The following is a 22,518-nucleotide window of genomic DNA, read 5'->3' on the forward strand; positions in this document are numbered from 1 at the left end:
TGTTCTGTTTTGTGGTGGGCTGTTTTTTTTTTATACGACCCGGGCCCGGCCCCACCCAACCCGCCCGCGGGGGGGGGGGCCTCCCCCCCCCCCCCCCGCCCCGGCTTCGTGTCCGGACCAGGACCCCGGCATCAGGGCCCCGGCATCAGGATCCCGGCATCACCGGCGTGCCGTCACGGGCGCGCCCGTCACGACCCCGGCGTGGAGCGCTTGCGCCGGGTGAAGACCCGCCGCACCGGCGTGCGGACCGCCTCGGCCACCCGGCCGGCCCGGGTGCCGAGCGCCGCCCGGGCCGCCCGCACGGCGTCGGAGATCCGCCACCACAGCTGGGCCGAGGACGGCGGCAGCAGCAGCGCCCTGGTCCGCCCGGCCCGGCCGGCGCTCGCCCGCAGCCCGCGCCGGACGGTGCGCACGTCGGAGGCCAGCGGCTCCGTGGCGGGCTGTCCGGGCGGGGCGTAGAGCACCCGCTCGGTGGCCAGCGCCAGCCGGCCGGTGGCGGCCGCCGAGTCCGCGTCCAGGTGCGCCTCCTCGGTGATCCGGCGGGCCGCCGACCGCGGGGTGCGTGACTCGTCCGGGGGAATTCCGAGGTCCCAGGCGGAGTCGATCAGCTCGTCCCAGGCGGCCAGCACCTGGGCGTCGGTCAGCTCCGCCGGCCCGCTCCCGCCGGGCCCGCGCCGGCCGCCGCCGCCCAGCCGGCGACGGCGCACGGCGGCGCGCCAGAGCATCGGGGCGAGCAGCAGTGCGAGCAGCACGAGCACCGCGGCCAGGGTGCCGAGCACCTGGCCGGAGAGCAGCCAGGACTCCTCGGCGGACTTGGCGACGGCCTTGCCCTTGGTGTCGCACTCGCCCAGCTGGCGCTGCTTGGGGGTGCAGTCCGAGCCGGAGGTCGGCGCCGGGGCGGCCGAGCCGGTCTGCGGGGCGGCGGTCGCCTGCTGGGTCGGCGCGGCGGTCGGCACGCTGGACGCCTCGGTGTAGCGGGCCGGGACGCCGCGGCTCGGGGTCGGCTCGAAGCGCAGCCAGCCGTAGCCCGCGAAGTACAGCTCGGGCCAGGCGTGGTACATCCGGCCGGTCACCGAGTAGACGTCGTTGCCCTTGCTGTCGCCGGGGGTGAAGCCCACGGCCACCCGGGCCGGGATCTTCAGCGTCCGGGCCATCGCCGCCATGGTGGAGGCGAAGTGCACGCAGAACCCCCGGCGGTCGCGCAGGAAGACGGAGATGGCGTTGCTGCCGGTGCCGCCGTTGACCGAGGTGTCGTACGTGAAGTTCGGCCCGGTGAACCAGTTGACCAGTGCCGTCGCCCGGTCGTAGTCGTTCTGCGCGCCCGCGGTGACGGCCGTGGCCTTCTCGGTGACCACCGACGGCAGGTCGGCCGGGAGGGCGGTGTAGTGCTCCCTGATGTCCTGCGGCGCGGTGCCGGCGAGGCGCAGCTCGGTGGCGGTGGGCCGCACGTCGAGGGCGCTGACGTGGTAGCGCAGGCCGCGGAGTGCCTTGTCGTCGGCCGGCAGGACGGTGCGGGTCAGCGGGTCGAGCCTCCAGTCGCCGGGGTCGGGGACCTGGACGGAAGCGGCCGGGTAGGGCATCGGCAGCCAGCTCCCCCCCAGCCGCTCGTCGACCTTGACGTCGACCTCGATCCGGGGGAGCTGGGTGTTGCGCAGGCCCTCGGGGGCGGGCAGCGTGGCCGGCAGGTCGTTGACCGTGGTGCTGCCGAGCTTCCAGTTGGTGCCGTCGAACTGGTCGAGCGAGCCGGTCCGCAGGTAGGTCTGGTCGGCCAGCGGGCTGTCCATGGTGTAGGTGAGCAGCTCCGCGTCGGTCGGCTTGGTGACCGCGGCCTCCAGGCTGACCAGCGGGTCGAGGCTGGTCGACAGGCTCCCGCCGACGCCCTTGCCCTTCGAGCCGCCGGAGCCGGAGGTCAGCAGCCCTGAGCTCCAGTGCGGCAGGACCACCGGCAGCAGCAGCGCCACCGCCAGGGCCAGCACACCGACCTGCCGGCCGCCCGGGCTGACCCGGCCGGACTCCACCGAGCCGCGCGCGCCGCCGTAGAAGACCCGGCCCCAGCGGGAGACCCGGTCCTGGCCCTCGGCGAACAGCAGCAGGAGGTAGCCGAGGGCGGCGACGGCGAACCAGACCCAGCTGCCGTGCTCCCCGGCCAGGCCGTTGCCGACCGAGTACAGGGCCAGCAGCGGCAGCCCGGCCAGCGCCGAGCGCCGGTAGGTCACCGCGACGGTGTCCACCGCGACGGTGATCAGGCCGATCGCCGACACCAGGATCAGCCGCAGTCCGGCGGTGGGCGGAGCCGGGATGGCGTACTGCTGTATGTCGTCCAGGCCGGAGGCGAGGACCTGGTCCAGGACCCGCAACGTGGACGGCCCGGGCAGCACCCCGCCGGCGCCCGCGAAGCCGAGCAGCATCAGCAGGAACAGCACCAGCAGCTGCCCGACCGGCACCGTCCAGCGGTACAGCGGGGAACGGCGCAGCCCGGCGCCGACCGCGGCGATCACGGCGATCACCAGGAGGGCGTGGGTGAACCAGCTGCGGGTGGTGAGCAGCGGCATCATGCACAGCGAGGCGAGGGCGGTGGCCAGCGCCGAGTACGCGGTCAGTTTGGCCCGGGTGGTCACGCGCCGGCCTCTTCTCGGTAGGGGGCGGTCGTCCTGCTGCCGTCGGCGGCCCGCCACAGGTCCGGGACGGAGTCCCCGGCACGCACCGGGATCACCGTCCAGCCGGATTCGCGCAGCTGCTGGACCCGGGCCCGGAAGTCGTCGCCGCCGGTGTCCGGGGCGAGCATCCGCAGGCCGGCCCAGGTGCCGGTGTCCAGCAGGAAGGCGATCGCCCCGCCGGCGCGGCTGCGCAGCCGGCCCAGCCGGGTGGCCTGGGCGTCGTCCAGGTCGCCGAGGACGGCGACCAGCAGGCCCTCGCCGCCGGCCCGCAGCGGATCCTCGGCGCGCGAGAGGGTGCCGCCGTCGGACAGGTCGGCGACGGCGAGGGCGTCCAGGATCAGCCCGGAGGTGTCGGCGCCGCTGTGGCTGCCGCCCGCACCCGGCCCGGGCACCGACTGCCCGGTGTCGGTGAGCAGCCTGGTCTGGTAGCCGCGCTCCAGCAGGTGGACGGCGACGGAGGCGGCGCAGGCGATGGCCCACTCGAAGGAGGAGGCGGGGCCGCTGCCCCGGTGGGCGATCTCCCGGGTGTCCAGCAGGACGGTCGCCCGGGCCTGCTGGGGCTGCTCCTCGCGGCGCACCATCAGCTCGCCGTAGCGGGCGGTGGAGCGCCAGTGCACCCGGCGCAGGTCGTCGCCGGGCCGGTACTCGCGCAGGATCACGTCGTCGTCGCCGGCCAGCGCCAGGGTGCGGCTGCGGCTCTCGCCCTGGCCGATCCACTCGCCGCTGAGCCGTACCGCCGGCAGCGGCTGGACCTGGGGGACGACGGTGAGGACGTCGGAGGCGGTGAAGGCGCGGGTCACCTCGCACATCCCGAACGGGTCGGACAGGCGCAGCTGGAGCGGCCCGAGCGGGAAGCGGCCGCGCAGGTCGGAGCGGACCCGGTAGGAGACCTCGCGGTGGCCGCGCGGCTCGACCCGGTCCAGCACGAAGCGCGGGCGCGGCCCGAGCACGTACGGGACCTTGTCCTCCAGCAGCAGCACGCCGGTGGGCACCCGGGAGACGTTGTCGACCCGCAGGTGGACCCGGGCCTCCTGGCCGGCGACCGCCCGGCGCGGGCTGAGCCGGCGTCCGCTGGCCACCCGGTAGCGGGTGTTGGCGACCACCACCACGGCGACCAGCGGCAGCGCGGCGAGCAGGACGCCGACGCGCAGCAGGGCGTCCTGGTCGAGCAGGTAGGAGCAGACCACCGCGGTGACCCCGGCGGCGAGGAAGGACCGCCCCCGGGTGGTGAGACCGCGGAACCCGGCCCGCAGTCCCGAAGCGGAGTCGGACTGGGCCACCTCAGCCCCTCCGGACGGCCGGGCCGCCCTGCGGGCGCGGCAGCGGCAGCCGGGCGACCAGGTCGGCCACGATCTGCTCGGAGGTGCGGCGGCTGAGCTGGGTCTCGGCGGTCGGCATCAGACGGTGCGCCAGGACCGGGACGGCGAGGCGCTGGATGTCGTCCGGGGTGACGTAGTCGCGCCCGTCCAGCGCGGCGGCGGCGCGGGCGGCCCGGACCAGGTGCAGGGTGGCGCGCGGCGAGGCGCCCAGGCGCAGCTCCGGGCTGGTGCGGGTGGCGCCGACCAGGTCGACGGCGTAGCGGCGGACCGGGTCGGCGATGTGCACGCCGCGGACCACGTCGATCAGCTTGAGGATGTCGGAGGCGTGCGCGACCGGCTGGAGGTCCTCCAGCGGGCTGGCGCCGGCGTGCACGTCCAGCATGGCGAGCTCGGCCTCGGGGCTGGGGTAGCCGATCGAGATCCGGGCCATGAAGCGGTCGCGCTGGGCCTCCGGCAGCGGGTAGGTGCCCTCCATCTCGACCGGGTTCTGGGTGGCCACGACCATGAACGGCGAGGGCAGCTCGTAGCTGGTGCCGTCGATGGTGACCTGACGCTCCTCCATGGACTCCAGCAGCGCGGACTGGGTCTTGGGCGAGGCGCGGTTGATCTCGTCGCCGACCACGACCTGGGCGAAGATCGCGCCCGGGCGGAACTCGAAGTCGTGCCGCTGCTGGTCGTAGATGTTGGTGCCGGTGACGTCCGAGGGCAGCAGGTCGGGCGTGAACTGGATGCGGCGCACGGTGCAGTCGAGCGAGCGGGCGAGCGCCTTGGCCAGCATGGTCTTGCCGACGCCGGGCACGTCCTCCAGCAGCAGGTGGCCCTCGGCGAGCAGGACGGTCAGGGCGATCCGGACGGCCTCCGGCTTGCCCTCGATCACGCTCTCGACGTTGGCGCGGACGCGGTCGACGACCGCGGCGAGCTCGGGGAGCCCGACCGGCCGGTACCCGTTCGCCCTCTGCTGCTCGCCCCCCGCAGGACTGCCGAGTCCGGCCTGATCGTTGTAGCTCGTCACCCGTTTACGCTCCCTGGCACCCTGTGCCCGCCCCGTCCCGAGGCCGGGCCCCACCCCATGCTTGACGCGGCCGTCCCGGGGGCGGTTCCGAAGGAGGAGCCGGCGCCGGGAAAGGCGGCCTGCGGCCTGGCCGCCCCAGGTGGTTCGGGGTCCGACCGGCAGGCGCATTCTCCCCTGCGGGGTGGCCAGAAGTCACCATTCGGCGACGCCCGAATGACCGGACGGCGGTGACGTGCCCGCTCGCCTCCGGGCGGGCTGTGACCCGCCCGGGGACGAGCGGGGCGGAGAACTCAGTCGATCTCGCGCAGCAGGCCGGTGTGGACGTCGAAGACGAAGCCGCGGACGTCGTCGGTGTGCAGCAGGAAGGGAGAGGTGCGGACGCGCTGCATGGACTGGCGGACGTCGCCGTCCAGGTCGACGAAGGCCTCCACCGCCCACTGCGGGCGCTGGCCGACCTCCAGCTCCAGCTCGCGGCGGAAGTCCTCGGTGAGCCCGAGCAGGCCGCAGCCGGTGTGGTGGATCAGCGCGATCGAGCGGGTGCCGAGGGCGCGCTGGCTGATGGTCAGGGACCGGATGGTGTCGTCGGTGACGACGCCTCCGGCGTTGCGGATGACGTGGGCGTCGCCGAGTTCGAGGCCGAGCGCGGCGAACAGGTCGAGGCGGGCGTCCATGCAGGCGACCACGGCGATCTTCTGCACCGGACGGGCGTCCATCCCGCCGTCCCGGAAGGTCACGGCGTAGGTGCGGTTGGCCGTGACGAAGCGGTCGATGACGGTGGGTCTGGCGGGGGCGGCAGCGGCGTTCGGCGAGGGCCGGTCAGGAGTCACTGTCATGGGGGCGACGTTAGTGCGGATCGGGCCCGCGCGGTGGGGCGATGGGCTACAGAACCGGGCGCTGTGATCGAGCGCATAGCCACAACGGGAGGGTTTGTCCGAGCTGGTACCGGGCTGGTCCGGACGGGTGCCGGGTGACCCGCACGCGGGGCGGACAGGGGGCGCGCGCCCGCCGCCGAAGGCCCCCGGTCCCCGCCGCCACAGGTCCACCCCCACGGCTGCGACCTGCGGTGATCCGTACCGCCGCCCGGGTGGTGCGCCGGAGCGGACCATTGACTGGCAAGGCCCGCGCGATAGAGTTTGCGGCGCAGTGGAGCACACCCGCCGGGGCCCGTCAACGGGGCCTCCCCGGCCGGTGCGGCCCGGTCGACGCGGCCCGTGGCCTCCTCCCGCTCCGTGCCCACCTGGCGCACCTTCCCCGGCGCCGGGCGGTCACGATCTTCCCCTCGAGCGGGCGGGGACCACGGGCCGCTTCGTCGTGCCGGGGCGCGGTGGGCGAGAATGGTCGCAGCTCCCGGACGTCGGGCTGCTCCGCACCGAGGAAGGGCGCCACCGCGCATGACCACCAACGAACCGGGCCCCAAGCACGTTCCGGTGATGCTCCAGCGGTGCATGGACGCGCTGGCCCCGGCGATCTCGCGCCCCGGAGCCGTCGTGGTGGACGCCACCCTCGGCCTCGGCGGGCACAGCGAGGCGCTGCTGACCCAGTTCCCGGACGTGCGGCTGGTCGCGGTGGACCGCGACCCGGCGGCGCTGAAGCTGTCCGGCGAGCGGCTGGCGCCGTTCGGCGACCGGGCCACCCTGGTGCACGCCGTCTACGACGAGATCCCCGAGGTGCTGGAGCGCCTGGGCATCGACGAGGTGGACGGCGTCCTGTTCGACCTCGGCGTCTCCTCGATGCAGCTGGACGAGGCGGAGCGCGGCTTCGCGTACGCGCAGGACGCGCCGCTGGACATGCGGATGGACCAGACCCGGGGGATCAGCGCGGCGGAGGTGCTGAACACCTACAGCCACGGCGACCTGGCCCGGATCCTCAAGGTGTACGGCGAGGAGCGGTTCGCCGGGAAGATCGCCTCGGCGATCCTGCGGGAGCGGGAGAAGGAACCGTTCACCAACAGCGCGCGTCTGGTCGAGTTGGTGCGCAACGCCATCCCGGCGGCGACGCGTCGGACCGGCGGGAACCCGGCCAAGCGGACGTTCCAGGCGCTGCGGATCGAGGTCAACGGCGAGCTGGAGGTCCTGGACCGGGCGATCCCCGGCGCGCTGGACGTCCTCGCGGTGGGCGGCCGGATCGTGGTGATGTCCTACCAGTCGCTGGAGGACCGGCTGGTCAAGCAGTACCTCGCCGCCGGTGCGACCAGCACCGCCCCGCCCGGGCTGCCGTTCATCCCGGAGGAGCACCAGCCCTGGCTCAAACTGATCACTCGCGGTGCCGAGCTGGCCACCGAGGAGGAGATCGAGGAGAACCGGCGCGCCGCGCCCGTGCGGCTGCGGGTGGCGGAGAGGATCAGGGACCGAAGCAAGCGGGGCTGACGAACCGGCCCGGCGGGGTCCGAAGGGCGGAGGAGAGCGGTGGGGCCGGTGGCCGGTGAGGTCCGGGCGGGGCGGGGAGGACTCCCCGGGCAGGGCAGGGCGCGGATCACGGTCCGGCCGGGCAGGCGCCCGGTACGGCGGCGCACGCCGTTCGCGGTGCTCATCGTGGTGCTGCTGGCGGCCGGGCTGCTCGGCCTGCTCGCGCTGAACACCGCGCTCAACGAGGGCTCCTTCGAGCTGTCCCGGCTGCAGAAGCAGACCACCGTGGCGACCGACGAGCAGCAGAGCCTCCAGCACGAGATCGACAAGAGCTCGGCCCCGGACGCGCTGGCCAGGCGGGCGGCCGAGCTCGGCATGATCCCGGCCGGCGGCATGGCCTTCCTGGACGTCCCGAACGGCGGCAAGGTGGTCGGCACCCCGGGCCCGGCGCAGGACAGCCCGCCGGTCAAGCGCTCCACGGCCGAGCCGTGGCCGACCAAGGCCCAGCCCGGCGCCGGGCCGTCGCCGGCCGCGCCGCAGCCGGGCGGCGCCCCGTCGCCGGCCGCCCCGCCGCCGGCGTCGGCCCCGGCGGCGTCCGCCGGTGACTCGGTGATCCAGCTCAACCCGGTCGCGCCCGCCGCGGGCGCGAAGCCGAGCGGGGGTGCCGGTCGGTGAACGAGCGGAACGAGCGGATCGTCAGAAGGCACGTGTGGGCGCATGCCCCTGCCGAGCGAAGCGAGGCGGGCGCATGAGCGAGCGGAGCGAGCGAATCGTCAAGAGGCGCGTGTGGGCGAATGCCCCTGCCGAGCGAAGCGAGGCGGGCGCATGAGTACCCCACGTCAGCCCACCGGCGGTTCCGGCGGCAACGGCCGCCGCCCGGTGCCCCGCAGCGGAGCGCCGCGCGCGCAGTCCGGCTCCGGCCGCAGTCAGCCCGCGAAGGGTCAGCCGGCCAAGGCGCAGCCCGTGCGGAGCCAGCCCCCGAAGGGTCAGCCGGCCAAGGCGCAGCCCGCGCGCAGCCAGTCGGCCAAGGCCCAGCCCGCCAAGTCGGCCTCCGTCGGCCGTACCCCGCGGGCGCCGCAGCAGCGCCGCCCCGAGGGGCGCCCGCCGGCCCGCAGCCAGGCGGCGGTGCGGCCGAGGAGCCGTCCGTCGTCGCGCCCCAAGGCGCTCAAGCTGGCCGAGCCGAAGCGCCGGCTGCGGGTGATCACCATCGTGCTGTCGCTGGTGTTCTCCGTCTTCGCGGGGCGCCTGGTGCAGCTCCAGCTGGTGGACGCCGACGCGCTGGCCGCCGACGCCAACACCAACCGCTACCTGAACATCCCGATCACCGCCGAACGCGGCTCGATAACGTCCTCCGACGGCGTCGCGCTGGCGGCGACCGTCGACGCGTACGACATCACCGCCGACCCGGCGATGTTCACCCCGGAGGCGACCGGCATCCCGGACGCGCCGGAGCAGGCGGCCGCGCTGCTGTCGCCGATCCTCGGCGTGCCCAGGGAGAAGATCGCCGCCGACCTCCACACCCCCAAGAGCCGTTACAAGCGGCTCGCGGCCCAGCAGACCCCGGCCGCCAAGAAGCAGATCAGCGACCTCAAGTCGGGACTGGAGAAGCAGGCCGGCTCGCGGGCCTGCCAGGCCCAGAAGAAGCTGCTCGGCAAGCCCGCCGACCAGGGCGGCCGCACCCGGGTGGACAACGAGTGCGCCAACCCGCTGGCCGGGGTGTTCAACCGGGAGACCCAGAAGCGGATCTACCCGGCGGACGGGCTGGCGGCGAACCTGGTCGGCTTCGTCAACGCCGAGGGCGAGGGCGCCGGCGGCCTGGAGCTCCAGTACCAGAAGCTGCTGGCCGGCAAGGACGGCCACAGCAGCTACGCCCAGTCGGGCGGGCGGCTGGTGCCCACCGCCGGCGGTTCGATGGAGCCGGCCGTGGCGGGCAGCGACGTGAAGCTGACCGTCAACCGGGACATCCAGTGGGCCGCCCAGCGGGCGATCACCGACCAGGTGGCCAACTCCGGCGCGGAGAAGGGCTACGTGGTGGTCCAGGACGTGAAGACCGGACAGGTCCTCGCGATGGCCTCCGCGCCCGGCTTCAACCCGAACGACCTGAGCCTGTCCAAGCCGGAGCAGCTGGGCAACCCCGCCCTGGTCGACGCGTACGAGCCGGGCAGCACCGCCAAGCTGATGAGCCTGGCCGCCGTCCTCGACACCGGCAAGGCCACCTGGGACACCAAGGTCACCGTGCCGTACCCGCTGGTCCGGGCCGGGCAGCAGTTCAAGGACGACGTCTTCCACGGCACCTGGTACCTGACCCTGGCCGGGGTGCTCGCCAAGTCCTCGAACATCGGCACCATCGAGGCGGTCGAGACCCTCGGCGACGGCGACCAGCTGAAGGCCAACCAGGTGCTGGACGGCTACATGCGCAAGTTCGGCGTGGCCCAGCCGACCGGCCTGGGCTTCCCCGGGGAGGCCCAGGGGATGCTCAAGAAGCCGGAGGACCTGGTCGCCTCGGAGAAGTACAACATCTCCTTCGGCCAGGGCCCGATGCAGATGAACGCGTTGCAGGCCACCTCGGTCTACTCGACCATCGCCAACGGCGGGGTGCGGGTCGCGCCCAGCATCGTCCAGGGCGTCACCGACCCGAACGGCGCCTACACGCCGACCGCGCCGGGGGAGCAGACCCGGGTGGTCTCCCCGGAGACGGCCAAGACCCTCACCTCGATGCTGGAGTCGGTCGTCGACGACGAGCAGGGCACCGGCGGCAAGGCGGCCATCCCCGGCTACCGGGTCGCCGGCAAGACCGGCACCGCCAACCGGGGCGCCGCCAACGGCGTCGGATACGACGGCTACACCGCCTCCTTCATCGGCTTCGCCCCCGCCGACGCCCCCCGGTACACCGTCTCCTGCACCCTCCAGGGCCCGGTCAACGGCCACTTCGGCGGCCAGCTGTGCGGCCCGGTGTTCAAGCAGGTGATGGAGTTCACCCTGAAGACCATGCAGGTCCCGCCGAGCGGCAGCCCGGCGCCCAACCTGGCCGTCGAGTGGAAGCCGTGAGCGAGCGATGAGCGACGAGCGGGCCGGGCTGGAGCGCGGCGCGGCGAAGGGCCGGTTTGGCCCTGGACACCCTTCGGCGGATAGCCTTCCCGCCGTGCCGAAACCCGATCAAACCACCGTGAGTCCACCCCGCCCGACCGGGACCACCGCCCTGCCGCTCGCCGAGCTGGCCGCCGAACTGGGCCTGCCGCCCGTCGAGGGCGGCGCCGTCAGCGGTGTCACCCACGACTCCCGCGCGGTCCGCCCGGGCGACGTGTACGTGGCCTTCCCGGGCGCCAACCACCACGGCGCGGCCTTCGCGGCCAAGGCCGCGGAGTCCGGCGCGGTGGCGGTGCTCACCGACCCGGCCGGCGCCGAGCTCGCGGCCGCCACCGGCCTGCCGCTGCTGGTCGTCGACCGGCCGCGGGCCGTGATGGGCGAGCTGGCCGCGATCGTCTACGGCCGTCCCTCCGGGCGGCTGCTGATGCTCGGGCTGACCGGCACCAACGGCAAGACCACCACCTCGTACCTGGTCGAGGGCGGCCTGCGCGGCGCCGGGCGCAGCCCGGGCGTGATCGGCACCGTCGAGATGCGGGTCGGCGAGGAGCGGATCAAGAGCGAGCGCACCACCCCCGAGGCCACCGACCTGCACGCGATCCTCGGTGTGATGGCCGAGCGCGGCGCCGACGCGGTGACCATGGAGGTCTCCAGCCACGCCCTGGTCTTCGGCCGCACCGACGGCGTCGTGTACGACGTGGCGCTGTTCAACAACCTGACCCCCGAGCACCTCGACTTCCACCCGGACATGGAGGACTACTTCCAGGCGAAGGCCCGGCTCTTCCAGCCCGGCAAGTCCCGCCACGGCGTGGTCAACGTGGACGACGAGTACGGCCGCCGGCTCGCCGCCGAGGCCAAGATCCCGGTGACCACCTTCTCGGCCACCGGCGCCGCCGGGGCCGACTGGCGGGCCCTGGACGTCCGGCTCGGGCCGGTCGGCTCCACCTTCCGGGTCGTCGGCCCGGACGGCGCCGAGGCCGAGGCCGCCGTCCCACTGCCCGGCCCGTTCAACGTCGCCAACGCGCTCGCCGCGATCACCGTGCTGGTCGCCGCCGGGCTGCCGCTGGAGCGGGCCGTGGCCGGGGTCGCCGCCGTCCCCGGCGTGCCCGGCCGGCTGGAGCGGGTGGACGCCGGACAGCCGTTCGTCGCCGTCGTCGACTACGCGCACAAGCCGGACGCCCTCCAGGCCGTCCTCGCCTCGCTGCGCGAGGTCACCGAGGGCCGGCTGCACGTCGTGGTCGGCTGCGGCGGCGACCGCGACCCGCACAAGCGCGGTCCGATGGGCGCCATCGCCGCCCGCCTGGCCGACACCGCCCTGCTGACTAGCGACAACCCGCGCAGCGAGGACCCGCTGGCGATCCTCGCCACCATGCTGACCGGCGCCGCCGCGGTGCCCGAGGCCGAGCGCGGGACCGTCCTGGTCGTCCCCGACCGGGCCGAGGCGATCGGGCTCGCCGTCGCCGGTGCCCGGGCGGGGGACACCGTGCTGGTGGCCGGCAAGGGCCACGAGCTCGGTCAGTACGTACGAGACGAGATCCGCCCCTTCGACGACCGGGAGGTGCTGCGCGAATCCATCGCGCAGACCACGGCCGTACGGGGCGACCGAGGAGTAGAGCAGCAGTGATCGCACTGACCCTCGCCGAGGTGGCCGCCGCCGTCGGAGGCACGCTGGACGGCGCCGACCCGGACGCCCTGGTCACCGGCCTGGTCGAGGTCGACTCGCGGAAGGTGAACCCCGGCGGCCTGTTCGCGGCCTTCGTCGGTGAGCACGTGGACGGCCACGACTACGCGGCCAAGGCGGTCGCGGACGGCGCCGTCGCGGTGCTGGCCTCCCGTCCGGTCGGCGTGCCCGCCGTCCTGGTCGACAGTGTGGTGGAGGCGCTCGGCCGGCTGGCCCGCGCCGTGGTCGCCCGCGCCGAGGGCACCGCCGTGGTCGCGCTGACCGGCTCGGCCGGCAAGACCAGCACCAAGGACCTGATCGCCCAGCTGCTCCAGCGCCACGGCGAGACCGTCTACCCGCCCGGCTCGCTCAACAACGAGATCGGCCACCCGATGACCGCGCTGCGGGTCGAGGCCGGCACCCGGCACCTGGTCATGGAGATGGGCGCCCGGCACAAGGGCGACATCGAGTACCTCACCTCGATCACCCCGCCCCGGATCGGCCTGGTCCTCAACGTCGGCACCGCCCACGTCGGCGAGTTCGGCTCGCAGGAGGCGATCGCCGAGGCCAAGGGCGAACTGGTCGAGTCGCTGCCCGCCGACGGCGCCGCGATCCTCAACGCGGACGACCGGCTGGTGCGCGCGATGGCCTCCCGCACCAGGGCGAAGGTGGTCCTGTTCGGGGAATCCCCGGACGCCCACGTACGGGCCACCGACGTTCGCCTGGACGCCACCGGCCGGCCATCGTTCACGCTCACCACCCCGGCCGGTTCCGCGCCCGTGCGGCTGCGCCTGTACGGTGAGCACCACGTCTCGAACGCCCTCGCCGCCGCCGCGGTGGCGGTGGAGCTCGGGATGTCCGTCGACGACACCGCGGCAGCCCTGGGCGAAGCGGGTGCGCTGTCCCGCTGGCGCATGGAGGTCGTCGACCGGGCCGATGGTGTCACCGTCGTGAACGACGCCTACAACGCGAACCCCGACTCGATGCGGGCCGCGCTGCGGGCGCTGGTCTCGATGGGGGGCCGGGGTCCGGAGCGCCGCCGCACCTGGGCGGTGCTCGGCGAGATGCGGGAGCTCGGCGAGGAGAGCCTGGCCGAGCACGACGCCATCGGGCGGCTCGCCGTCCGGCTCGACGTCACCAAGCTGGTGGCGGTCGGCGGACGCGAGGCGGCCTGCATGGAACTCGGCGCGAGGAACGAAGGTTCGTGGGGTGAGGAGTCGGTGCTGGTGTCCGACGCGGACGCGGCGGTCGAGCTGCTGCGCAGTCAGCTTCGGCCGGGGGATGTGGTCCTGGTGAAGGCTTCCCGTTCGGTGGGGCTGGAGAAGGTGGCCGAGGCCCTCCTGGCGGACGGTGTGGCCGAGTAATGAAGCAGATCCTTTTCTCCGGGATGATCGGTCTCATCCTGTCGCTGCTCGGCACCCCGGCCCTGATCAAGGTGCTCGCGAAGCACGGCTACGGCCAGTACATCCGTGACGACGGCCCCAAGGCGCACCACAGCAAGAAGGGCACGCCCACCATGGGCGGCATCGCCTTCATCCTGGCGACCCTGATCGCGTACTTCGCCACGAAGGCGATAACGGGCGAGAGCCCGACCGCCTCCGGGCTGCTGGTGCTCTTCCTGACCGCGGGCCTCGGCCTGGTCGGCTTCCTGGACGACTACATCAAGGTGGTCAAGCGCCGCTCGCTGGGCCTGCGGGCCAAGGCGAAGCTGGCCGGCCAGTCGATCGTCGGCCTCGGGTTCGCCGTCCTGGCGATGCAGTTCCCGGACGACCGCGGCCTCAACCCGGCGTCCCAGAGCCTGTCCTTCGTCCGGGACTTCAAGTGGGCCATCGGCCCCGTCCTGTTCGTCATCTTCGCGTACTTCATGATCGCGGCGATGTCGAACGGCGTGAACCTGACGGACGGTCTGGACGGCCTCGCCACCGGTGCCTCGGTGATGGTCTTCGGCGCCTACACCTTCATCGGCATCTGGGAGCACACCCAGAGCTGCGCCTACGCCATCACCGCGACCGCCAACTGCTACGACATCCGCGATCCCCTGGACCTCGCCGTCGTGGCCTCCGCCCTGATGGGCTCCTGCTTCGGCTTCCTGTGGTGGAACACCTCGCCCGCCAAGATCTTCATGGGTGACACCGGCTCGCTCGCCCTCGGCGGCGCCCTGGCCGGTCTGGCGATCTGCTCCCGCACCGAGCTGCTGCTCGCCCTGCTCGGCGGCCTCTACGTGATCATCACCCTCTCGGTGATCATCCAGGTCGGCTCCTTCCGGATGACCGGCAAGCGCGTCTTCAAGATGGCGCCACTACAGCACCACTTCGAACTCAAGGGCTGGACCGAGGTCCTGATCGTGGTCAGGTTCTGGATCATCCAGGGCCTGTGCGTCGCCGTCGGCCTCGGCCTGTTCTACGCGGGATGGGTGACCGGATGACCGACTCCGACTCAGACTCCGGCCTGACCGGCCCGAACCCGGCCAACCCGGACTTCGACGGCCTGCCGGTCGTCGTCGCCGGGCTCGGCGTCTCGGGCATCAGCGCCGCGCGCGTCCTGCACGGCCTCGGCGCCCGGGTCACCGTGGTGGACGGCGGCAGCGGGCCCGGCCTGGCCGCCCGGGCCGCCGAACTGGAGGCGCTGGGCGTCACCGTGCGGCTCGGCGACGGCGCGAGCCTGCCCGAGGGCACCGAGCTGATCGTCACCTCGCCCGGCTGGGCGCCGGACAGCCCGCTGTTCGCCGCCGCCGGGGCGGCCGGGGTGCCCGTCTGGGGCGACGTCGAGCTGGCCTGGCGGCTGCGCAAGCCGCTGCCCGGCACCGGCGAGCCCGCCCCCTGGCTGGCCGTCACCGGCACCAACGGCAAGACCACCACCGTCCAGATGCTCGCCTCGATCCTCACCGCCGCCGGCGAGCGCACCGCCGCCGTCGGCAACGTCGGGGTCTCGGTGCTGGACGCGGTGCTCGCCGAGGAGCCGTACGACGTGCTCGCCGTCGAGCTCTCCAGCTACCAGCTGCACTGGGCGCCCTCGCTGCGTCCGTACTCGGCGGCGGTGCTCAACCTGGCACCGGACCACCTCGACTGGCACGGCTCGATGGAGGCGTACGCCGCCGACAAGGGCCGGATCTACGAGGGCAACGTCGTCGCCTGCGTCTACAACCTGGCCGACCCGGCCACCGAGGCGCTGGTCCGCGAGGCCGACGTCGAGGAGGGCTGCCGGGCGATCGGCTTCGGCCTCGGCGCGCCCGGCCCGTCGAACTTCGGCGTGGTGGACGGGCTGCTGGTGGACCGGGCCTTCGTCGAGGACCGGGCCAAGAACGCGGCCGAGCTGGGCGCCGTCGCGGACGTGAACCCGCCGGCCCCGCACAACATCGCCAACGCGCTCGCCGCGGCGGCGCTGGCCCGGGCGTACGGCGTCGAGCCGAAGGCCGTCCGGGAGGGCCTGCGGGCCTTCCGCCCGGACGCCCACCGGATCGCCGAGGTCGGCGTGGTCCGCGAGGTCACGTACATCGACGACTCCAAGGCCACCAACACCCACGCGGCGGCCGCCTCGCTGGCCGCCTACCGGCCGATCGTCTGGATCGCCGGGGGCCTGGCCAAGGGCGCGACCTTCGACGACCTGGTGCAGGGCGCGGCCGAGCGGCTGCGCGCGGTGGTGCTGATCGGCGAGGACCGGGGGCTGATCCGGGAGGCACTGGAGCGACACGCTCCGGATGTGCCGGTGATCGACGCGGCCGAGGGCCAGACTGGCGCGGTGGCGATGGCCGAGGTCGTTCGCACGGCCGCGTCGCTCGCCCGATCGGGTGACACGGTGCTGCTGGCGCCGGCCTGCGCCTCGATGGACATGTTCACCAACTACGGCGAGCGCGGCGACCTCTTCGCGGCGTCCGTCCGGGAGCTGGCGGGCGAGTAGGCGGTCCGGCGCGGACGTCGGACGGAGAGAGTGAGCGGGGAGCGGTGGCGGGGCAGGGCAGAGCGGATTCCGGTGTTGTGAAGCAGGACGCCGCCGAGCCGATGAGAGTGATCTCCGCCACCACGACCAAGTACAAGTCGGCCGGTCCGCTGGCCCGGGTCCAGGCCTTCCGGGCCCGGGTCCGGTACTGGCTGGACCGGCCGCTCACCCCGTACCTGCTGGTCCTCGGCAGCACCCTGCTGCTGGTCGTGCTCGGTCTGATGATGGTCTTCTCGGCCTCGCAGATCCTCGCCCTGAACCAGCACCACACGGCGCAGTACTACTTCCTCAAGCAGCTGATCGCGGCCATCCTCGGCCTGGTCCTGCTGATCGGCTTCGCCTCTGTCCCGGTGGCGGTGCTGCGGGTGATCGTCTACCCGGTGATGATCGGGGTGATCGGCGCCCTCACCCTGGTCGCCATCCCCGGCATCGGGGTGCGGATCAACGGCAACCAGAACTGGCTGGATTTCGGCTTCTTCCAGTTCCAGCCCTCGGAGTTCGCCAAGCTCGCGCTGGTGCTCTGGGGCGCCGACCTGCTCGCCCGCAAGCAGAAGGCGGGCACCCTCAACTCGTGGAAGCACCTGCTGGTGCCGCTGGTGCCGGGGGCCCTGCTGCTGCTCGCGCTGATCATGTTCGGCGGCGACATGGGCACCTCGATGATCCTGGTGGCCATGGTGTTCGCGCTGCTCTGGATGGTCGGCGCGCCGCTGCGGCTGTTCGTGGCCACCCTCGGGGTGGCGGTGGTGGTCTGCACCGCCCTGGTGGTCACCGTGCCGCACCGGGCGGAGCGGCTGAGCTGCATCGGCGTCACCAAGATCGACCCGGAGGGCGCCTGCTTCCAGGCCCTGCACGGCGTCTTCGCGTTCGCCAACGGCGGCGGCTTCGGCACCGGCCTCGGCGCCGGCGTGGAGAAATGGGGCCAGCTGCCCGAGGCGCACACCGACTTCATCTTCGCCGCGACCGGCGAGGAACTCGGTCTGGTGGGGACGCTGTCGGTCCTCGGTCTCTTCGCGGCACTAGGCTACGCGGGTATCCGTGTGGCCATCGGCACGAAGGACCCCTTCGTCAGGTACGCCGCGGGAGCCGCCACCACCTGGATCATGGCGCAGGCCATGATCAACCTGGGGTCGGCGCTGGGACTGCTGCCCATCGCGGGCGTCCCGCTCCCGCTGTTCTCCTACGGCGGTTCCGCCATGCTGTCGGCCCTGTCCGCGATCGGAGTGCTGCTGTGCCTGGCGCGCAGCTCCTCGGGCGCGAAGGCGGCCCTGGCCGCCCGGAGCAAGAACTCCCGGATCAGGAGACAACTGGCCCGGGTGCTGCCACGACGACGAACCACAGCGCGCCCGGCCCCGGGGCCGGCACGCAGGGAGCGGTGAATTTCGGTGCATGTCGTACTCGCCGGCGGGGGGACCGCCGGTCACATCGAGCCGGCCATGGCCCTCGCGGATGCCCTCCGCAGGCACGACCCGTCCGTCGGGATCACCGCCCTGGGCACCGAGCGCGGACTGGAGACCCGGCTGGTCCCCGAGCGCGGCTACCAGCTGGAGCTCATCCCGGCCGTCCCGCTGCCCCGCAAGCCCACCCCGGAGCTGATCACCGTCCCCGGCCGGCTGCGCGGCACCGTCCGGGCCGCCCAGGAGATCATCGAGCGGGTCAACGCGGACGCCGTGGTCGGCTTCGGCGGCTACGTCGCGATGCCCGCCTACCTGGCCGCCAAGCGGGCCGGCGTGCCGATCGTGGTGCACGAGGCGAACGCCCGCCCGGGCCTGGCCAACAAGATCGGCGCCCGCTACAGCGACTTCGTCGCGGTCTCCACGCCGGACAGCAAGCTGCGCGACTCCCGGTACATCGGCATCCCGCTGCGCCGGACCATCGCCACCCTGGACCGCGCCGCGGCCCGCCCCGAGGCCCGCCACTACTTCGGCCTCGACCAGCGGCTGCCCACCCTGCTGGTCTCCGGCGGCTCCCAGGGCGCGCGCCGGCTCAACGAGACGATCACCGCGATCGCCCCGCGGCTCCAGCAGTACGGCGTGCAGATCCTGCACGCCGTCGGCCCGAAGAACGAGCTGCCGCAGGTGGCGGACGTCCCCGGGATGCCGCCGTACCGCCCGGTGCCGTACCTGGACCGGATGGACCTCGCCTACGCGGCCGCCGACATGATGCTCTGCCGGGCCGGCGCCATGACGGTGGCCGAGCTGGCGGCCGTCGGCCTGCCCGCCGCCTTCGTCCCGCTGCCGATCGGCAACGGCGAGCAGCGGCTGAACGCCCAGCCGATGGTCAAGGCCGGCGGCGGCCTGCTGGTGGACGACGCCGAGCTGACCCCGGACTGGGTGCTCCAGAACGTGCTGCCGGTCCTCACCGACCCGCAGCGGCTGTGGGACATGAGCCGGTCGGCCGCCGAGTTCGGCCGCCGGGACGCCGACGACCTGCTGGTCGGCATGGTCTACGAGGCGATCCAGGCCCACCGCGGCGGCCGCCGCCGTGGCTGACGGCCGGCTCGCCGACCCGTTGGAGGAGGAGCTGGAGGTGGAGGAGTCCGCTCCCCGCCTCCGGCTCTCCCGGCGGGGCATCGTGGTGCTGGGCGTGCTCGGCGCCACGGTGCTCGGCGTGCTGGCCTGGCTGGTGTTCCTCTCCTCGGTCCTGGACGTGCGCAGTGTCGCGGTCCAGGGGACGAGCGACGACAAGTTGACGGCGGACCAGGTCCGCGGGGCGATCGGCGGGCTGGCCGACGGCCCGCTGGCGCGCGTGGACCTGGACGACGTCCGGCGCCGGGTGGAGGGGATCCCCCGGGTGGCCGAGGCCGAGGTGTGGCGGGGCTGGCCGCACACCCTGCGGGTGAAGGTCGTCGAGCGCAGGGCGGTGGCCGCCGTCAAGGGGGATGACGGCCAGTTCACCCAGGTGGATGCCGGGGGCGTGAGCTTCGCCACCGAGCCGGCCCCGCCGGCGGGCGTTCCGGTGGTCGAGCTGCGGCTCAGTCAGCAGGCGAACGACGTGGACGGGGTGATCTCCCGTCCGCAGTTGGTGCAGGGCGCGGTGGCGGTGGCCGCCGGGCTGCCGCCGGAGGTCGCCAAGCGGGCCGGCTCGGTGCTGGTGCACTCGTACGACGACATCGAGTTGCAGCTCAGCGGGGGTGCGACGGTGCGTTGGGGGAGTCCGGAGCAGATCGACCGGAAGGCCCGGGTGCTCGTCGCGCTGATGAACCAGAAGGGCACGAACTTCGACGTGACGGCGCCGGAGGCGCCGGCGGTGTCGGGATGATCCGGTAGGTTCTCTGCCTGAGGGAGGGGTTGACGCCTTGAAGTGTCGGCCCGACTCTTGGTGGTCACCCCCGGTTTCCTAAGCCGGCCGATGATCACATAGGCTCAAAAGAAAAAGGGAAGCTCGGCGTGTTCGTTGAAACGCGTGCCTGGAGCCACCTAGTGTCCTGTGTCACCAGACTGTGTTTCCTGGTGATGTGACGGAGGCACAGAACTAACCCTAAAGGTCAAGTTTAGGGTTGGGGTCGGCGGTCGGCATTTCGGACATTCAGTCAGAAACCAGGCTCCCTACCCATCGACATCCGTCGGTACGGCCCCGCCCCGGGTCGGGCCGACCCGGAAATTCGAGGCGAGAGGCCTTCGACGTGGCAGCACCGCAGAACTACCTCGCAGTCATCAAGGTCGTCGGAATCGGCGGCGGTGGTGTCAACGCCATCAACCGGATGATCGAGGTCGGTCTCAAGGGCGTCGAGTTCATCGCGATCAACACCGATGCGCAGGCCCTCCTGATGAGCGACGCCGACGTCAAGCTCGATGTGGGCCGTGAACTCACCCGGGGCCTCGGCGCCGGCGCCAACCCCGAGGTCGGCCGCAAGGCCGCCGAGGACCACCGCGAGGAGATCGAGGAGGTCCTCAAGGGGGCCGACATGGTCTTCGTGACCGCCGGCGAGGGCGGTGGCACGGGCACGGGCGGCGCGCCCGTCGTCGCCAACATCGCGCGCTCGCTGGGCGCCCTGACCATCGGCGTGGTCACCCGTCCGTTCACCTTCGAGGGCCGCCGCCGGGCCAACCAGGCCGAGGACGGCATCGCGAGCCTGCGCGAAGAGGTCGACACCCTCATCGTGATCCCCAACGACCGGCTGCTGTCCATTTCGGACCGCCAGGTCAGCGTTCTCGACGCCTTCCGCTCGGCCGACCAGGTCCTGCTCTCCGGTGTCCAGGGCATCACCGACCTGATCACCACCCCGGGTCTGATCAACCTCGACTTCGCCGACGTCAAGTCCGTCATGTCGGAGGCCGGTTCGGCGCTCATGGGCATCGGCTCGGCCCGCGGCGAGGACCGCGCCAAGGCCGCCGCCGTGATGGCGATCTCCTCCCCGCTGCTGGAGGCCTCGATCGACGGCGCCCGCGGCGTGCTGCTGTCCATCTCGGGCGGCTCCGACCTCGGCCTGTTCGAGATCAACGAGTCGGCCCAGCTGGTCAGCGAGGCCGCCCACCCCGAGGCGAACATCATCTTCGGTGCGGTCATCGACGACGCGCTCGGCGACGAGGTCCGGGTCACCGTCATCGCGGCCGGCTTCGACGGCGGGCAGCCGCCGGCGATCGTCCGCGACCCGGTGGTCAAGTCCACCGCCCCGGAGCGCCCGGCCACCCCGCCGGCCGCCCCGGAGCGCCCGGCCGGCCGCCCGTCCTACGGGAGCATCGGCTCGGTGACGTCCCGTACGGAGGGCGAGTCCTCGACCACCTCGTCGAGCCGGACCGCCGAGACCCCGGCCACCACGACCACCGCCCCGGTCCCGCCGCAGGTGCAGCCGGTCCGGCAGCCGTTCGTGGAGAGCCCGGCCGAGGAGCTCGACGTCCCGGACTTCCTTAAGTGATCGATCACTCGATCCGCGCGGGTGCTCACTTCGCCTTCACCTCCCGGTGGGGCGGGGTGAGCATTTCGCCGTACGGGGAGCTCAACCTCGGCGGCGCGGTGGGGGACGACCCACGGGCCGTGCGGGAGAACCGGGCGCTGGCCGCCCGGAAGCTGGGACTCGACCCGGCCGACGTGGTCTGGATGAACCAGGTGCACGGCGCCGAGGTCGCCGTGGTGACCGAGCGCCAGCCGCTCGGTGAGGCCCCGACGGTGGACGCGGTGGTCTCCGACCGGCCGCTCGCCCTGGCGGTGCTGACCGCCGACTGCACCCCGGTGCTGCTGGCCGATCCGGTGGCGGGCGTGGTGGGCGCGGCCCACGCGGGCCGGCCCGGGCTGGCGGCCGGGGTGGTGCCCGCGGTCGTCCGGGCGATGGCCGACCTGGGCGCGGAGCCCTCGCGGATCACCGCCGCCACCGGGCCCGCGGTCTGCGGCCGCTGCTACGAGGTGCCGGCCCGGCTGCGCGCCGAGGTCGCCGCGGTGGTGCCGGAGGCGTTCGCCGAGACCTCCTGGGGGACCCCGGCGCTGGACGTGCCGGAGGGAGTCGCGGCCCAGCTGGCCGCCGCGGGGGTCAAGGAGCTGGTGCGATCACCGGTCTGCACCCTTGAATCCGCCGATCACTACTCCTATCGCCGCGAGCAGCGCACCGGCCGGCTCGCGAGCTACGTCTGGTTGGGCTCTGATCACTGATGACGAACGACATCTACGGACCGTTCCCGGGGAGCGCCGGGTTCTCGGCGGCGCTGACGGAGGGCCAGCGGGCCCGCTACGAGGAACTCGGCACCAACCTCGACGTGGTCGAGCGCCGGATCGCGGACGCCTGCGCGGCCGCCGGGCGCGCCCGGGACGAGGTCACCCTGGTCGTCGTCACCAAGACCTACCCCGCCGAGGACACCGCGCTGCTGGCCGGACTCGGGGTGACGGACGTCGCGGAGAACCGTGACCAGGACGCCGCCCCCAAGGCGGAGCAGTGCAGAAACCTTCCTCTTAGCTGGCACTTCGTCGGCCAGCTGCAGACCAACAAGGTCCGCTCGGTCGTCCGCTACGCGAACCACGTGCACTCGGTGGACCGGCTCCGGCTGGTCGAGTCGCTCTCCGCGGCGGTGCTCAAGGCGGAACGCCCGGAGCTGGGCTGCCTGGTGCAGGTGGCACTGGACAAGGCGTACGGGGAGGGTGAGCACCGGGCGGGGGTCGCGCCGGAGGACGTCGCGCGACTGGCCGACGCGATCGCCGACACGCCCGGGCTGCGACTGGACGGTGTGATGACCGTCGCTCCGCTGGCCGGGCCGCTGGCCGGAGACCCGGCCCGCGCCTTCGATCGGCTGGCGGAAATCGCAACCGCCGTACGGGCGGCCCATCCGACTGCCACCATGGTCTCCGCAGGGATGAGCGGCGACCTTGAGCAGGCGATTGCCGCCGGAGCGACACATGTGCGCGTCGGAACGGCGGTACTCGGAGTGAGGTCACCCCTCAGGTAACGTCACCGGGTAAGTAGATCAGACAGCAGGACAAAATAGGACAGAATCTAGCAGCTCTTCGGAGCGCTAGCGAACCGTGGATCGCAGCTCCGCGGCCCCCACTCCACGAAACCGACCGGCCGTCGGGCTGACAC

Annotated in this window: 17 protein-coding genes; 13 read left to right on the forward strand and 4 right to left on the reverse strand. The window is 73.3% G+C overall.

All coding sequences use genetic code 11. The annotated features are described in order from the left end of the window. Positions 1-188: 188 nt before the first annotated feature. The 4 genes from ACFWP2_RS01820 to ACFWP2_RS01835 all read right to left on the reverse strand — a co-directional run bounded on the left by ACFWP2_RS01820 (position 189) and on the right by ACFWP2_RS01835 (position 5,821). A complete protein-coding gene (locus ACFWP2_RS01820; protein ID WP_380447210.1) occupies positions 189-2,618 on the reverse strand; it encodes a DUF3488 and DUF4129 domain-containing transglutaminase family protein in 2,430 nt (809 codons plus the stop codon). Continuing rightward, entirely contained in the window at positions 2,615-3,937 is a 1,323-nt protein-coding gene (locus ACFWP2_RS01825) for a DUF58 domain-containing protein (protein ID WP_380447212.1), read from the reverse strand. The genes ACFWP2_RS01820 and ACFWP2_RS01825 overlap by 4 nt, the downstream gene beginning before the upstream one ends. A 1-nt stretch (position 3,938) precedes the next feature. Continuing rightward, complete coding sequence (locus ACFWP2_RS01830; RefSeq protein ID WP_380447214.1) at positions 3,939-4,988, reverse strand: AAA family ATPase; 1,050 nt, start codon at positions 4,986-4,988, stop codon at positions 3,939-3,941. A 290-nt stretch (positions 4,989-5,278) separates the two neighbouring features. Continuing rightward, positions 5,279-5,821, reverse strand: a complete 543-nt coding sequence (locus ACFWP2_RS01835) for a beta-class carbonic anhydrase (protein WP_380447216.1) — start codon at positions 5,819-5,821, stop codon at positions 5,279-5,281. A gap of 558 nt (positions 5,822-6,379) precedes the next feature. Here ACFWP2_RS01835 and rsmH point away from each other — a divergent pair. The 13 genes from rsmH to ACFWP2_RS01900 all read left to right on the forward strand — a co-directional run bounded on the left by rsmH (position 6,380) and on the right by ACFWP2_RS01900 (position 22,384). Next, positions 6,380-7,354: a 16S rRNA (cytosine(1402)-N(4))-methyltransferase RsmH gene (gene rsmH, locus ACFWP2_RS01840; RefSeq protein ID WP_380447218.1), complete on the forward strand. Its 975-nt coding sequence runs from the start codon at positions 6,380-6,382 to the stop codon at positions 7,352-7,354. 156 nt (positions 7,355-7,510) lie between these two features. Then, positions 7,511-8,008: a hypothetical protein gene (locus ACFWP2_RS01845; protein ID WP_380447220.1), complete on the forward strand. Its 498-nt coding sequence runs from the start codon at positions 7,511-7,513 to the stop codon at positions 8,006-8,008. Between the two features lie 150 nt (positions 8,009-8,158). Then, the gene (locus ACFWP2_RS01850; protein ID WP_380447222.1) at positions 8,159-10,381 is read left to right on the forward strand and encodes a penicillin-binding transpeptidase domain-containing protein; all 2,223 of its coding nucleotides are present in this window, start codon (positions 8,159-8,161) and stop codon (positions 10,379-10,381) included. 94 nt (positions 10,382-10,475) lie between these two features. Beyond that, a complete protein-coding gene (locus ACFWP2_RS01855) occupies positions 10,476-12,041 on the forward strand; it encodes a UDP-N-acetylmuramoyl-L-alanyl-D-glutamate--2,6-diaminopimelate ligase (protein ID WP_380447224.1) in 1,566 nt (521 codons plus the stop codon). Further along, positions 12,038-13,441, forward strand: coding sequence for a UDP-N-acetylmuramoyl-tripeptide--D-alanyl-D-alanine ligase (gene murF / locus ACFWP2_RS01860; RefSeq protein ID WP_380447226.1), 1,404 nt, complete (start codon positions 12,038-12,040; stop codon positions 13,439-13,441). Before ACFWP2_RS01855 ends, murF begins: the two co-directional genes overlap by 4 nt. Beyond that, the gene (gene mraY / locus ACFWP2_RS01865) at positions 13,441-14,502 is read left to right on the forward strand and encodes a phospho-N-acetylmuramoyl-pentapeptide-transferase (RefSeq protein ID WP_359827635.1); all 1,062 of its coding nucleotides are present in this window, start codon (positions 13,441-13,443) and stop codon (positions 14,500-14,502) included. Before murF ends, mraY begins: the two co-directional genes overlap by 1 nt. Then, entirely contained in the window at positions 14,499-15,974 is a 1,476-nt protein-coding gene (gene murD / locus ACFWP2_RS01870; protein WP_380447229.1) for a UDP-N-acetylmuramoyl-L-alanine--D-glutamate ligase, read from the forward strand. The genes mraY and murD overlap by 4 nt, the downstream gene beginning before the upstream one ends. A 101-nt stretch (positions 15,975-16,075) precedes the next feature. Beyond that, positions 16,076-17,389, forward strand: coding sequence for a putative lipid II flippase FtsW (gene ftsW, locus ACFWP2_RS01875; protein WP_380447496.1), 1,314 nt, complete (start codon positions 16,076-16,078; stop codon positions 17,387-17,389). 6 nt (positions 17,390-17,395) lie between these two features. Next, entirely contained in the window at positions 17,396-18,502 is a 1,107-nt protein-coding gene (murG, locus tag ACFWP2_RS01880) for an undecaprenyldiphospho-muramoylpentapeptide beta-N-acetylglucosaminyltransferase (RefSeq protein WP_359912813.1), read from the forward strand. Then, complete coding sequence (locus ACFWP2_RS01885; protein ID WP_380447231.1) at positions 18,495-19,271, forward strand: cell division protein FtsQ/DivIB; 777 nt, start codon at positions 18,495-18,497, stop codon at positions 19,269-19,271. Before murG ends, ACFWP2_RS01885 begins: the two co-directional genes overlap by 8 nt. A gap of 364 nt (positions 19,272-19,635) precedes the next feature. Next, positions 19,636-20,868: a cell division protein FtsZ gene (gene ftsZ, locus ACFWP2_RS01890; RefSeq protein WP_380447233.1), complete on the forward strand. Its 1,233-nt coding sequence runs from the start codon at positions 19,636-19,638 to the stop codon at positions 20,866-20,868. Further along, positions 20,865-21,596 (forward strand): peptidoglycan editing factor PgeF, encoded by a 732-nt coding sequence (gene pgeF / locus ACFWP2_RS01895; protein WP_380447235.1) that lies wholly within the window; start codon positions 20,865-20,867, stop codon positions 21,594-21,596. Before ftsZ ends, pgeF begins: the two co-directional genes overlap by 4 nt. Continuing rightward, the gene (locus tag ACFWP2_RS01900) at positions 21,596-22,384 is read left to right on the forward strand and encodes a YggS family pyridoxal phosphate-dependent enzyme (RefSeq protein ID WP_380447237.1); all 789 of its coding nucleotides are present in this window, start codon (positions 21,596-21,598) and stop codon (positions 22,382-22,384) included. Before pgeF ends, ACFWP2_RS01900 begins: the two co-directional genes overlap by 1 nt. Positions 22,385-22,518: the final 134 nt, after the last annotated feature.

This window comes from Kitasatospora sp. NPDC058444, assembly GCF_042721415.1.
In the GTDB taxonomy this organism is placed as follows: Bacteria; Actinomycetota; Actinomycetes; order Streptomycetales; family Streptomycetaceae; genus Kitasatospora.

Coding starts and splice junctions, on each gene's coding strand:
- ACFWP2_RS01835 (WP_380447216.1), bottom strand. CDS start 5,821: ATGACAGTGACTCCTGACCGGCCCTCGCCGAACGCCGCTGCCGCCCCC.
- rsmH (WP_380447218.1), top strand. CDS start 6,380: ATGACCACCAACGAACCGGGCCCCAAGCACGTTCCGGTGATGCTCCAG.
- ACFWP2_RS01850 (WP_380447222.1), top strand. CDS start 8,159: ATGAGTACCCCACGTCAGCCCACCGGCGGTTCCGGCGGCAACGGCCGC.
- mraY (WP_359827635.1), top strand. CDS start 13,441: ATGAAGCAGATCCTTTTCTCCGGGATGATCGGTCTCATCCTGTCGCTG.
- murD (WP_380447229.1), top strand. CDS start 14,499: ATGACCGACTCCGACTCAGACTCCGGCCTGACCGGCCCGAACCCGGCC.
- ftsW (WP_380447496.1), top strand. CDS start 16,076: ATGAGAGTGATCTCCGCCACCACGACCAAGTACAAGTCGGCCGGTCCG.
- ACFWP2_RS01900 (WP_380447237.1), top strand. CDS start 21,596: ATGACGAACGACATCTACGGACCGTTCCCGGGGAGCGCCGGGTTCTCG.